Here is a 13,927-nt window from a genome sequence, read left to right as displayed (position 1 = left end):
ATAGTCTTTCTGATTCTAGTGATTATGCTGATTCGAAGATTATTGAAACGATGAGAAAAACAAACTTTATTAACATGGCTTACTTCCGTGAATACATGCTGTTAAACATGAGAAAGCGTTGTTTGCCATAACAACGCTTTCGAGATATAAAGTGTCTCATCAAGTATTGCAAGAAGTGCTAACACACCGCCGTTCCCTTCGGTAACTTAACTTATGACTTCACCTTGAAAATCTTAATATTTACACCGCCGTCCGCCGGATAACCCTCACCAATAAGCGCATCCACGTTCAAATATGATAACGCCTGACTGTTGGTTATAATTCGAGGTGAGGTGCGAAACAGCATGTCACCCTTTACTTCTCCGATATACCCATTATTTTCGATGTACATCTCACAAGCTTGCCCCGTATAATCTTGTCCCTGTAACATATATCTGGCTGACAAGCTGTGACGTCCTCCCGCTTCTCCAATAATTTGTGTATCCACGCCTCCCTCACGAACGAAGCCTTCGAAACAGGTTCCGGTGACATGTCCAGTAAACGTAATCATCACTACTGAGTCTCCCTCTGCGCTTTTTAGCTCAATTGAATTTTCAATCTTAACGTGCACAGTAAACAACTCTTCCATCTCTAGCTTCGTCATCAATCATTGTCATCCTCTCTGTCTGTTATTTCGTGATTCTACCCATGTATCGACCCTACCTTTCTTCACTTCGTCAGTTATTTAAGGACTCCTGCTAACAAGCGAGCTAATGAACAGCTTCTCTATGAAGCCTAACAAAAAAAGTTGCCAGAATAGCAACTTTGAGAAGTCGAGCATAGATTTTATAAGGATGGGAAGTAGATGCTTATAAACGAACAATATATTACCAGACTTGATCCAGCTCAGGATGAAAGAAGGCATAACCACACTTTCCATTTTTCTTGATTCTGTACATGGCCATATCCGCAAGTTTGAGAAGTTCCGTTGCATCTTGTCCATGCTTTGGAAACAGACTGATGCCAATACTGGCAGACAGATGGATCTCAATGGCATTAACATGAATCGGAGCTTCAAACGCAGCAGTCAAGTTCCTGGCAACGATCTCTGCATCATCATCTTCCTTAAGCTGGTTCAAGATAATGCTGAATTCGTCACCTCCCAGTCTTGCTACGCAATCCGTACTACGAATATTGCCCTTCAATCGACGGGAAACTTCCATTAACACCTGATCACCTATATCGTGACCATAGGTATCATTAATCTGTTTGAACCCGTCCGTATCGACATACATTACTGCAAACCGCGACTCACTTCTTAGCGCATTGCTGACAGCCCATGCAAGACGATCTTTAAAGGCTAAACGATTAGGAAGACCTGTCAAGGAATCGTGCAATGAAAGATGTTTGCTGATTTTCTCGGAAACTTTGATCTTGGTATACTCCGTATCCAGTTCCTTAATCAGGTTTTTGAGTTTGTACACGCGAGTGCTCATATTGGTTGTGTCGCTAATCTGCAGCAGTGCATAACTGTGATCATTTTCATAAAGGGGTTCAACATGCAGATTCTGTCTGTAAAAACTCTCATCTCCTCCATCCTTCGGAAGGACAAAAGATTTATGTAAAGCGCTGGAGCAGAACCTGCTCTGCCCGTGATACAGCGCATTTTGTATGATGTTCATATACATATTAGCCTTGAATCTGGGGCAAATCTCGAGCAGGTTTTTACCCAGCACGTCTCCAGCGAGCATACCTGTTAAACGTTCCAACCAGCCATTCCACACGAGAATTTTCAATTGTTTGTCGACAATCATAATGCCCATTTTGGTTTTGTTCAGCGCCTGTACAATGAGATTATCCATGGTTATCCTCCCAGTAGAGCATTTATCTTATCCAGCAGACTGGAGATGGAATCCATGCTCAATGCAATAACGATAATTCCTTTTATATCTGTATCCGCAAGCAAAAAGGAGGTATGCAACACCAATATGTACACTTCATTCTGAAGCAAAATTTGCGGGTCAGTTCGTGTAACATGAAGCAGCTCAATATCAGGCAGTACATACTCCAGCTTTATTTCGAGAAAATTTCCGAATTCGCCAATAATGGCATTGAGCAGCACATTGCTGATTTCCTGCAACACATCGAGATCCGTATCCATTAATAGACAATCGTTTGCATCCACGTTCTCTGTCAATTCTCCGAGACACATATTCGCTAACACTTTTGCCTGCTCGGCAGGAAACATCAGGAAAGCTTTGCCTTGGAACTGATACCCGAACTGCAACGATGACCGAAAGAGATGGCCTTCCGCAAATAAAATGTTGTACCTACGATCCTCGGGGTCTACTTCTTTAATGGAGATCAGCTCAACCTCGGGGATATTGAGTACAATATGTTTGTCTACAATTTCCGATAACATATTAGCAGCTTGTCCGACGTAAACATTGACAAGTTCAGTAAGCAGATCTTTTTGTAGCTCATTCAGCATAACGTGCCACCTGAATCATTTGGAGCAATGTACCTGCTCTTTCTGCAGTTAAAGGTTTATTCAGGAATCCTGAAATGCCCAGCTCCTCCACTTCCTCACGGGTAGCCTTCTGAATATCGGCAGACAAAATAATAATTTTGACATTCTGATCATTCTCTCGAATCAAACGCAACATATCCTGACCATTCAGTCCTGGCATCAAAAGATCTGTTGTTATCAAATCAGGTTTGTAATCTTGATAAAGTTGGTAACCGTCTTCTCCGTTGGTGGCCGTTCGAATTTCGCAATCGGGAATATGATCGCTAATCAACTTGCTCATCAATTTCTGCACAAAAATCGAGTCTTCCACAATTAATACTTTCATGATTCTACTCAGTCTCCTTGATAAAGTTTTAAGGGCGCAAAGATATCAGGCGCTGTAGACAGTTTCTTGAGAAGGAGCTTCGCGCACAGGTGGAACCCCTTAAAAGTGACTGACGAATAAATTAGGCAAAACAATATAAATTATAGTTACTAGAAAAATAGATTGTCAACAATATTTAAAAATAAATTAAAACGTATTCATTTGTCAATGGAAGGGAAATCCCAAGGATACGCAAAGCGATAAGTTCCATGGAAATATAATCCTGTTTGGGATTCCGATACCGGCGGACGCTAAAATTCCTGTAAACATGTAAAAGGACGAAGCAAATCATGAAATGCCAACTCACATTTCAATGATATCCTGCTTCGTCCTTTTCATATTAACCAAATCATATAGCAAGTCAGCGATATAGCGGACCATATGCAGCGCAGGCTCGGTAATCCGCATTCTCCAAGTCTTTGGTTCCAAACGCAGACCAGGCACTGGGGCGGAAAATAAGCTTGTCATCAATGTTGTGCATGTTAACTGGAATGCGCAATATGCTCGCCAAGGTAATTAAATCAGCTCCGATATGACCATAACTAACCGCACAGTGGTTGGAGCCCCAGGCTTCCATAACGCTGTACACATCACCGAAAACCGGATCATTCTCTACTAAATTCGGTACAAACCATGTTGTAGGCCATGTTGGTGTTGTACGCGAATCCAACTGCTCATGTACTCCATCCGGTAATTCCACCGTGTAACCTTCGGCCAGTTGAAGCACAGGGCCGAGTCCTTCCACGAGGTTGATGCGACTCATCGTTACAGGCATGCCTCCTCTCGTCGTATAATCTGTCGAATATCCGCCCCCGGCAAACTGATCCATATAAGTAGGTCTCCAGCGAACAGCATCCAGACAGCCTTGAACCTCGTGCTCTTCAATCTCCCAATGCGGTTTCATTACTGGTTTGCCATCACGTTGCTGCTCACCTGTTCCATCCAGTGCAGCAGGTCCAGAATTAATTAGATGTATAAAACCTGATGCTGCAAAGCCGTCAGGCTTCCATCCGGTAACTCGTTCTACAGCTTCGGGACTCCAATAGGCGCGAACATCCGCAAATATTTGAGCGGTGTGTGATACATAATGATTGAGCAGCATCGTGACTGCGTTTAAATTGTCGTTCTCCGTGGCGACCATGTAAGGCTCCCGTATGCCATTCCAGTCAAAGGAACTGCATAGAACCGCTTCAAGCACATCTGCACTTGGCTGATAATCTGTCCACTCCCGCTGTCCCTGAAAGCCCGATGCAATGGCGTTATAACCGTAAGCTTCTTCCTCATATCCCATTGCAGCAAGTTTAGGATTCCCTATCATTAAATCTCGTACGATCATCGCCATACGAATCGAGGTCTCCCACGCTTTTGATTTTCCCTGCAGGCTAATTCGAACAGATTCAGGATTAGGGTCAGGCCCTTCCTGACAATAACGTGTAACCCAGTCCAGAGCAGTCTGAAATTCCTGCTTATCATAGATATGCTTTTCGAGTCTGCGGTTAACCTCCGTCATATCCACGTACGCATTTCTCATGCCCAGATAACGCTGGTAGAAATTTTCGTCAACAATGCAGCCTGCAATCCCCATCGAGACAGAGCCGATAGATAGATATGATTTGCCTCGAAGTAACGCCACCGCCATAGCTGCACGGGTAAAACGAATCAACTGATCCCGAACATCCACAGGCAGCTTGCGTTCGTTCTGATCCTGAATGTGTCTGCCATAGATTTTAAAAAGCGGTAGTCCTTTCTGGTTATGCGCCGCATGAAGCGCAGCCAGGTAGACTGCACCGGGGCGCTCCGTGCCGTTAAATCCCCAGACGGCGTGTGGCAGCGTCGGGTCTGTCTCGATCGTTTCTAGCGGATAACACCAGCCACTTGCAACGGTGAGTAACACACCGACACCTTCCTTGCGGAATTGCTCGGCACATCGTGCAGCTTCTGTTGTACCAGAGATGCAAGGCTCGAAGATAACGACCTGTACCGGAGATCCATCCGGATAACGAAGAACGGCCGTGATTTCAGCGGCGGCTTCACGCGCAAGTTCCATCGTGCTTTCTGCCAAGGCTTCCTTTACAAGCTTGCGGCGGTCCACGATCGGGCGTATACCGATTTTGGGAAAGCCGCCTTCATAACGATGTGAATAATCTTCGTTCATCACAAACGCTCCTTCACTCATGTTTATCGCATAGTCCCTACAGGAAAAGTAAAGCTGTGTCGACCTGGCTTCAGCTCTTGAACACGGGGGAGTTTCGCTGCTATAACAATAGCAGAAGGCATTACTAGTGTAGCTGAGGTGTTCTCGGGAATTTCCACCTCGATGTGCAGTCCCGTTTGGCCTTTTTTCCAGGCTGCAGCGATTGTTCCGTGTGCCGTTCGGATGGATGCGCTGACCTCATCCAGCCTGGAAGGAATGCAGGGTTCGATCCATATCTTTTCGTAACCTGGTGAATCCGCTCTAATTCCTGCAAGTCGTGTGTAAAAAGAGACGCTGATGCCTCCAAACATGGCGTGATCATGAGAATGCATCCCCCCCTTCTCGCTCCATTGCTCCCAAAGCGTAGTTGCCCCTCGTTCAATCTGATAGCCGAAGCCCGGATATTCCTTTGTTGTTAGAAGTTCATAAGCGATATCGATATATCCGTAATCAGCAAGCACATCTAACAGGTATCTCGTCCCGTAAATGCCAGTGTGAAGATGTCCGCCTTTTTCGGCAATAGTCTGCACAAGACGTTCTGCGGCGGAAGCACGTTGTTTGACAGGCACCATTCCGTAGGCTAGCGGTAAAAGCTGAGCAGTCTGTGAACCACCGGCATAGATCCCATCTCCTGCATAAAAGCGACGTTGAAAGGTACGGTTAATGTCATCGGCGAGTTGGCTGTAATATTCATGGTCTGCGGGTTTTCCCAAAATAGCTGCCGATTCGGCAACGATGGAAGTAATCTTGTAGTAGACACTGGTATTAACCAGTTCAACTTCATGAAAGTAGTTTTCCCAACCATCTTCATTCGGAGGGCACCAATCCCCAAACCCTTCTTTCACTTCATGTTCAGGCCATTTCTCATGTAGATGATCGATGTATGCCTTCATGGAAGGATAACTTCGGCCCAATACGTCCAGATCGTTGTAATGTTGATACAGATGCCACGGGAGAGAAACCTTGTCTCCACTCCAGTCGGGATTCGTCTGGCTGTCTTCAATATCTTCAAGCCATTTATGATAATAGCTCTGCATATCGAAATGGTGCATTCCTGATTCCTCAACGACAGCGGAATCCATCAGACAAGGTGTTCGCTCGTCACGCTGGCAACAGTCCGTTGGAATGCTCACTAGATTGTTAAGGTAAGACCAGCGAATATTGCTGTAAAGCTGATTAAGCAGTTCATCCGAACATTCAAATGTGCCTGCCAGTTCAACAGCGGCATGGATCGGAACTGCCTGAATGTAAATCCAGCTTGATCCGGCACAGACCTCTACATACCGAAATCCATGATACGTGAAACGTGGCTCGTAACATTCCTCAGCATCACCGCGGAGGATGTAAGTATCTGTAGCCTTCGCATTCCGATTCGTCCAAGAGTCAATATTGCCTTGTCCATCCAGAAGCTCGCTGTATCGCAGCCGTATCTCATGGCCTGCCCGTCCTTTCACCCGAATACGAACCCAACCTGCGATGTTTTGTCCAAAGTCGTATACATTCACTCCAGGACGTGGATGAAACACAGCAATAGGCTGCAACGATTCGAATGGCAGAATAGGAGGCTGTTTATTCTCCTTGAGTTCACCTTTTGGCGCCTTGGCAGCTACAGCCCCTGTCCAGTTCTTGTCTTCAATAAACCCTGGACAATCCCACCCATTGTGTTGCAGGCGTGCATCATAGGACTCCCCATCATAGATATCATTGACAAGAATCGGGCTTGCCGCCGATGACCAGGATTCGTCCGTAATAATGGTATGTGTACTTCCATCCTCAAAGCGTAAATCCAGTTGCAGAAGGAGGGCCTTATCCCGATTCCATTTCCATCCCCAACGCGAATAGTTGAAATGGTATCCATTCCCCAACCAGACGCCCAGTACGTTTTCGCCTTCTTGCAACAGAGGAGTCACGTCATATGTGTCATATAACATTCTACGATGATAAGGAGTATTGGCTGGAGCAAGTACACGCCGATCTGCCCGCTTTCCATTAATAAGAAGCTCATACCAGCCAATCGAATAGATGCGCAGTCTGGCTTCAATCGGAGGTGTGGGCATATGAAATGTTTTGCGAAATAGCGGGCTGTCTACTGGAAACGCTTCTTCGCAAACGGATAACATATCTCCCTCCAGCATCAATCCATTGCCGGAAGCATGAATCGTACCTGCTGTACAATGCGTGGTTAGCGGATCATAAAAACGGTTGGAGTACAACACACGGCCATCGTTTCCGGTGATTTTCAAGTCGCGAAAGACCGCTTTTTGCCCTTCTTCTGTCCGAAATCCGACTGTTCCGTGATATTCTGTTGCTTGGCAACTACAAAAAAATTGTTCATTTATCGTGACTTTCCATTCTCCGTTTTCTGTGCATACTTTAAGCGATATTTTCGTAAACTCTTTCGACAGGAATGAAGGTAGTTTGATGCTTCCTATCACATGCTTCGCACCTTCTTCCGTGCGGAAAATGTAAGCAACAAATAGATTCTCATCTGAAGAAGCTTGTGTATGTTCAGGGTGCCTGGTCTTTTGTTGTTCGCTCTCCCGAATTTCAATCCCGCAGTGATCGTTCTCATTCTGATAACCAAACAAAAATGATGCACCACCTGTTGCAACCTCGATTACCACTTCTGCTTGATAAGAAGTCCACTCATCAATAGCACTTGTCTGGCGAGTAATCCATTCGGCTAGCCATGCGTCCGACATTTTTTTCTGCCTCCTCACCCATTCGTCTGCTTTCCCTGTAGAAAATTCTGATGTCTGATCGTTACTTTAGAGGCATTCCATGCACTCACAGTTATCTCGTTCAACCGGATTTCAGATCCTATTTCAAACGAAATGCGTCTCTCTTCTCCCGGCAAAAGGCCAAAATCATTGTCATCCAGAAAGCAACTCCAATCCTCGGGAAAATCGTGAATCATTATCCGAATCGCAGGCATGCTCCCGATGTTACGGATAATAATCACGCCGCTATTGTCATCTGTATAGACAGCAGACGCTTCCATTGAAGTACAAGGAAGTTCACGTAGCGGTGCATTGGGAAGGCTCCCATACAGCATGAATGCATGCTCAGCGTCTTTACCTTGGTATTCGTTGGCATCGTGCCGGTGTTCTCTCTCAAAAGCGAGAAGTTCAGCGGTCTTCGGCTGAGCATTGAACCAATACCATTGATCAGAGATCAGACTACCATTGCGGGCATGAAGTGTAACCGCCATAAGAAAAGGAGCAATGCATGAGGCTTGGGGTAGCTTGATTTCCAACGTATCTATGCAATACGCCAGGCCTGGATTCACTGTTAGAGCTGGGTACTCCCATGTCGTCATTTCGGTTAATTGGCTGCCATACAATCTGACTTGTACCATGACATCTGTAAGTATTTCACGCGAATCATTGACAAGATGTAGATCAGCGTGAAACATTTCACCCTGCTGCCATCCGTCCATTTTATGGGTTGTGATAAACGCATTTTGCGGACGGCAAGCTTGCTTGGCACGATAATATGAAAGCTTAGCTGTCCCATAGTAATCGACAACTGCCCATGAGTGTCCCGGGAAGCAATCGGTGAATTTGTAATACCAGTATCCACTCTTGTTCTTCCCCGTACCTGCTCGTTGGATATCAGCGGTAAAGCGAATGGCATCGCCCTGTGCAGTCTGCGAATAGATGATATAGTCATGCCAATTGCGAATAGGTCCATACGCCGCGTACCGCATCACTTTGACGATATCTTTCAAGCTAAACTGATGAAAATGAGCCTTCCACCCTCTGCTTTCCTCGGTCGGTGGAAAAGAAGACAACGCTTCTTCCGGCATATATCGCAAACAGCTGGAAACATTCGTCTGGCTTGGGATGCCGAACTCGCCGTAAAACACCGAAGGCATCGCTAACGTGGCTTGATCGAGCGGTTCGCCTCCATGATAGACATTCCAGTTATGAGTACTGCCTCCCCAAGGATCGGTTCGATGAAAAGGACGTGATGGATCATACTCGCGGCATCGCTTCCCCACTAGAAAAAGACCCTCGTCTGCCCCGCCATGCGGCCCATTTTCGTTGCCACCGCCCCACATAATCAATGAAGGATGATTCCGTAGCCGTTTAATGGAGAGTACCGTTTGACGATCAATCACACCTAGATCGGTCAGTGGTGCATCAGGCGGCCCCCAACAGAGGGGGAGCTCTTGATACACCATGATGCCTTTTTCATCACACAAGGTATAGAACTCATCACTTTCCACAATGCCACCGCCCCAAGCCCGGAGCATCTGAACGTGGCCTCTGCGTGCTAGCTCCAGTAAACGTTCGTATTGCCCTTCCTTGGTTGTGAGCATGACATCCGGCCAGCACCAATTTGCCCCTTTGATGAAGCTCGGTTCTCCATTGATGACGAACTGCCAGCGATAGTCTGTTTCAGGTCTGGTATCTATCAAGGGTCTCATCTCAATCGTACGGATAGCAAAAGAAGTAAAGACTGCACCTGTATGAACTGATTTTGATTCCGCTGTCCAAGCTGAGTTCAATGTGCTGATTAATTCATGTGCCATATCATTCGCTTCTGGATCAGTATGTTCAGTAGAGACTGCTCGCAGCACAAGCTCGTAGAGAGGCTGATCCCCATAGCCTGAAGGCCACCAGATTTGTGGATTGTTCAGTCTGACATCGGTGCAGAATTTGCTTTTTCCATAGGGTACTGTAATAACAGCTGTAAAGCGGCTCTGTTCGCAGCGAACAGAGTCTTGTTTCGTACTATCGACTGGGTCGTTTTTACTTGATGACTCCCTGCACGCCTTCTCGGTTTTCAGCCGGATCAGACCTTCAATGGTTATAGAAACTTGCTCAACTAGGGTGCTATCTACAGTAAATTCAATCTGGAGCAGCGCCTCCCCTGGAGTGACAGACTTTGTTATGACATAAGGATCAAGTAAAGCAAGGTCTGGTTCGCTCGTTAAGCGCACATCTTTCCAGATGCCAAGGGAGATGAGGTGTCCATAATGCCAGCCAAAGCCTGGACTTGGTTTCATCAGACCATTCCAGCTCTGAGGTGCCGGATCAATTCGAACAACGAGTACATTGGCTTCATTCCAGCGAACCAGATGTGTAACGTCATGAAGCGGACCGCCAAACATACCTTGATGATGACCAAGCGAAACACCGTTGAGAAATACGGTACCGGAGTAATCAATGCCGTCAAACTCCAGAGAAAGCCGCCTTCCATCCCACTCCTGTGGCACTTCAAATGTGGTAGCAAACCACCACTCCGTACACTCCACACGTGTTCGTCGGAACCAGACAGGTATGTCTTGAGGTGAACCATACTGTTCAAGTTCATCAATTGAATTGGTGTTCCAATGCGGGTCATCCATTAACCCCAGATCCAATAAAGCTTGCTGTACTGTTGCAGGAACACGCATTTCAAGCCAGTCCTTGCGAGGATGCTCAGGGTCGTACCAACACTCTCGCATACCTTCGCTAGGGAGAGCTTTTCGTCCAAACCATCCTGTGGCAGGGGCCGGGGAACCGGGATCAGCTGCTTCTCCGCCCTTCATACGCCATACGCCAGATAGTAACAGCGAATCGGATGTGGGAGCTGCTGCTGAGTAAAATAGTTCGGACTCCTGTTGATCCATCACCGGTTTCATTTCGTGCGTTAAAGGGACAATTGGAATACGACTGTCCGCGTCCACCCAAGCGTCTCCGTGAAGCGAAGAACGTGAATAAGCTTCATCCTGAACTTCGTCCAGATAACGCTTTCCTTTCTCGGAACGGTAATATGAGATGTTTGTCATCACGCTAACACTCCATTCAGGCTCTATGAATTTCTGTTACTCTGTTTACTTTGTTTGCTCTGTTTGGGTCTATTCAACAGGTTCTGTGAATGAGCACGGGCCGATAACCTTCCGGTACCTCCATTGAAACCGAGACTGCTTTTGGAGCGACCACTTCCAATTGAAATACTGATTCGTCTCCTTCCTTCCTAATCTCCCAGCGCACATCGATTCTTCCATCCCCCGGAAGAGGCACCGCTCCTTTGGCCCATTGCAGATCCCCAGGTTGGGGCGCAACCCGAACCTTCGTCCAGCCGTCTGCCGTGGGGCGTACTCCGAGTACCACAGCTCCTAAAAAGTATCCCGGTGCAGCCGACCAGGCATGGCAATGACTGCGTGTCAGATCCTTCGGATTAGGTCTGTTCTCGGTAAATCCCGGGTACATCTCCCAGCATGTTGTGGCATCATGTCTCACCATCTCTCCGAACTTCGTTCGCATATCCTGTAGCATCGTATCAATCTCTCCGTGCATCATCAGCGCTTCATAATAAAAAAACGTCATGAACGGACTGCCGATCGCAACAAAGTCCTCTGGCGGAGATGTTAAATAGGCAGTTAGCTTCTCCTCACGCTCATCTGCTGCAACTCCGGTAATCAATGCTATCACTTGAGTCTGCATGCTAAATGTGCTGGACAAAGAACCATTGGCATGAATACAGTCAACGAAGGCCTGCCGCTCACTACTCCATAAATGCTTGTTGATAGACTGAATTAAAAGATGTGACTTAGAGTCGTAGTAAACGCCTTCCTCTGCACACCCTGCCAGTTCAGACAAACGTGCCGCATCTGCCAGCGTGCGTGCAAAAATGGCGTTTTGATGTGTAACTGTTCCGTCGCTCGGTTGCTCAATCGGTGCCCAGTCGAGCAGGTTCCAGGCATGAACGGTTAATAGCCCTTGATCATCTATATTTTTGAGATAATGATCCAGCGTGAACCTGACCTTCGGCCAGATCGTTGATGCAAACTCCCTGTTTCCGGTATGCCGGGCATATTCAAGACAGGCCGTGACCCAAAAAAAAGTCCAGTTTGGAATAACACTGCTCCAGCCGCTCGGCACTTGATTTACATAAAGTGGTGTCTGCTGAATTGAGCCAGGCACCAGTTCTAGGCTATGCCTTACAATATCCGTTGCACCAAAGACGTAGTAGTTCACAAGCGCTTCATTACGGCTGTCACCTACCCAGAACACCTGTTCATAGGTCGGACAATCCACAAATGTATCCTCCATGCACAACCGGGTTGTATGTTTGCTAATCTCCCAGATATCATTCAAGAGTGAATCCGAGCTATGGAAGCGGCCGATCTCTGCCACTGGATAATTGCTCTGCACAAGCGTCACACCGAACAGTCGAACAGGCACTCTATTCCCGTGAATTGTGAGCATCAGATAGCGTAGTCCACGCCGCACAGGAGATTCATAGCTTTGTCTGCCTTCAAGGCATACATAACGTAGCGTGTTATCTACGCCAAAGGTATCCTGTCTCCATCCTCCATCCATGTATTCGAATCCATAGGCGTCGATGACTGTCCCTTCCGGTGCCTCAACTTCAAATCGCAAATAACCAGACCATTCACGTCCGAAGTCCAGAATCAGCTCAAGCCCTTGACCTTCAACCGTTGCCGGTATTATGGCCGGCCTGCGATTGGCAAAACATACTTGCTGCAATGTTGCGGGTACAGCCAAGTTCCGCTCTGTTCGCTTCCATATACTGAAGGTAAAGACGGAAGCATCCGAGCTTAACTTCGCAGGAAAAGCACGCATCCACTTTTGATAAGCAATCAATTCTGAAACCGAAGCGAGTCTGCGACATTGCTCATACACATCGGCGTCCTGAAACGCCTTCCTATCCAAGGGTTGATTACCGCCAAAGCCACGATACGCAAGCAGTGGGTCTGAACTCGGCTGATGATCGATATGCACCAGCGTAGCGAACGGGCCTATCAACATAAAAGGTGATTCGTTTACCAGATCTTCATGGAGAAGCGGCGAAACAACCGTAAATGAAACGTCACAGTCGATGCCAAGATGCAAGCCACCGCCATGATCAGGTCCAGCGAGTTCAATCAACAGCAGATTGTCTCCGGCTTGAAGCCTGACTCGTTGTAGACGGCGCGGATGTTCTCCCTCCATTTCTTCTAAAGTGTAATAGGTTCCGTTGAGAGTAATTCCGCGCAGTGCATGGAAGGCACTGAAAAATCCGATCACGGCCTCTGCTTCGCTGCTTGCACGAATGACTGCTACCGCATAACCGGCAAAGGATACCGGGTTGGCATGCATTTTGCTGCCTGGCTCCATCGCTTCACGTACATCCAGCACATGTGTCCACGAGACAAGAGATACCTTTTTCAAAGACTCGACCCGGACCGGCCAAACCTCTTGTTCTGTCAATTCAGGAATATCACTCGGGATCAGTTGCTTCCAAGGTGAATCACCTGGCCTGCCGATGATTCGGGCTGCCATCCAGCTGTATTCCTCAGCAATATCTATGTCTGCTTCTGTTCCAAACCAATCGACTTGTGAGCGGCTTGCATCCACCTGTTCGCTAAAACCAAGCTGACAGGACATACGTGAAGCCCTTCGCTCGTATCCGGCATATGGAGCGGTATGCCATGTATCATCCGTAGCAACAATCAACTGCCTCTGCCGGGTAAGCGCTTCCGTATGCGGAGAGACCAGCTCCAGTTGAGCCAGCAGTCCCCCTTGACCTGGCAAATAGTTGAACGTAGCCACCCCATAACTGATGACCAGAACGGCAATCGTGTTATGGCCTGAGCGAAGCAAATGTCCAACTTCGTGTACATGGTAGTTCAGTTCGAACGGCCAAGAGCGATTAGGTCCTCTTCCACACAAGACGCCGTTTACATACAACACGTACCGGGCATCTGCCGTAATTGTGACCTCTGCGCTCGCGTAATTCCAATGCTGCATCATAAATTGTTTTCGAAAAGTTCGCCATTCATTACGCGGCCAATCCTCATCGCCTCCCCAGATCCAGGAAGCTTTCCAGATGGAGCCGCCAGCTGGTAACGTCTGATCCATAT

8 protein-coding genes are annotated in these 13,927 nt (G+C 47.2%); all 8 read right to left on the bottom strand.

Annotation, left to right across the window (positions count from 1 at the left end; genetic code table 11):
- Positions 1–211: 211 nt before the first annotated feature.
- The 8 genes from ACT89M_RS14490 to ACT89M_RS14455 all read right to left on the bottom strand — a co-directional run bounded on the left by ACT89M_RS14490 (position 212) and on the right by ACT89M_RS14455 (position 13,925).
- A complete protein-coding gene (locus ACT89M_RS14490) occupies positions 212–643 on the bottom strand; it encodes a DUF3237 family protein (RefSeq protein WP_308722013.1) in 432 nt (143 codons plus the stop codon).
- A 223-nt stretch (positions 644–866) separates the two neighbouring features.
- A complete protein-coding gene (locus ACT89M_RS14485; protein WP_154889037.1) occupies positions 867–1,841 on the bottom strand; it encodes a sensor domain-containing protein in 975 nt (324 codons plus the stop codon).
- A 2-nt stretch (positions 1,842–1,843) separates the two neighbouring features.
- Positions 1,844–2,470, bottom strand: coding sequence for a chemotaxis protein CheC (locus tag ACT89M_RS14480; protein WP_154889039.1), 627 nt, complete (start codon positions 2,468–2,470; stop codon positions 1,844–1,846).
- Complete coding sequence (locus tag ACT89M_RS14475; RefSeq protein ID WP_090915992.1) at positions 2,460–2,834, bottom strand: response regulator transcription factor; 375 nt, start codon at positions 2,832–2,834, stop codon at positions 2,460–2,462. The genes ACT89M_RS14480 and ACT89M_RS14475 overlap by 11 nt, the downstream gene beginning before the upstream one ends.
- Positions 2,835–3,234: 400 nt before the next feature.
- Positions 3,235–5,028 carry an L-fucose isomerase gene (locus tag ACT89M_RS14470; protein WP_154889542.1) on the bottom strand — a complete coding sequence of 598 codons (1,794 nt, stop codon included), beginning with the start codon at positions 5,026–5,028 and terminating at the stop codon, positions 3,235–3,237.
- A gap of 23 nt (positions 5,029–5,051) precedes the next feature.
- A complete protein-coding gene (locus ACT89M_RS14465) occupies positions 5,052–7,769 on the bottom strand; it encodes an alpha-L-rhamnosidase (protein WP_154889041.1) in 2,718 nt (905 codons plus the stop codon).
- Between the two features lie 14 nt (positions 7,770–7,783).
- On the bottom strand, positions 7,784–10,846 hold the full coding sequence (locus ACT89M_RS14460) for a glycoside hydrolase family 2 protein (RefSeq protein ID WP_308721816.1): 3,063 nt from the start codon (positions 10,844–10,846) through the stop codon (positions 7,784–7,786).
- Between the two features lie 73 nt (positions 10,847–10,919).
- Positions 10,920–13,925 carry a family 78 glycoside hydrolase catalytic domain gene (locus ACT89M_RS14455; RefSeq protein WP_308721817.1) on the bottom strand — a complete coding sequence of 1,002 codons (3,006 nt, stop codon included), beginning with the start codon at positions 13,923–13,925 and terminating at the stop codon, positions 10,920–10,922.
- Positions 13,926–13,927: the final 2 nt, after the last annotated feature.

This window comes from Paenibacillus sp. NN59 (assembly GCF_057597225.1).
The sequence above is the reverse complement of the archived record's forward strand: the minus strand, read 5'-3'. Positions and strand labels throughout refer to the sequence as shown.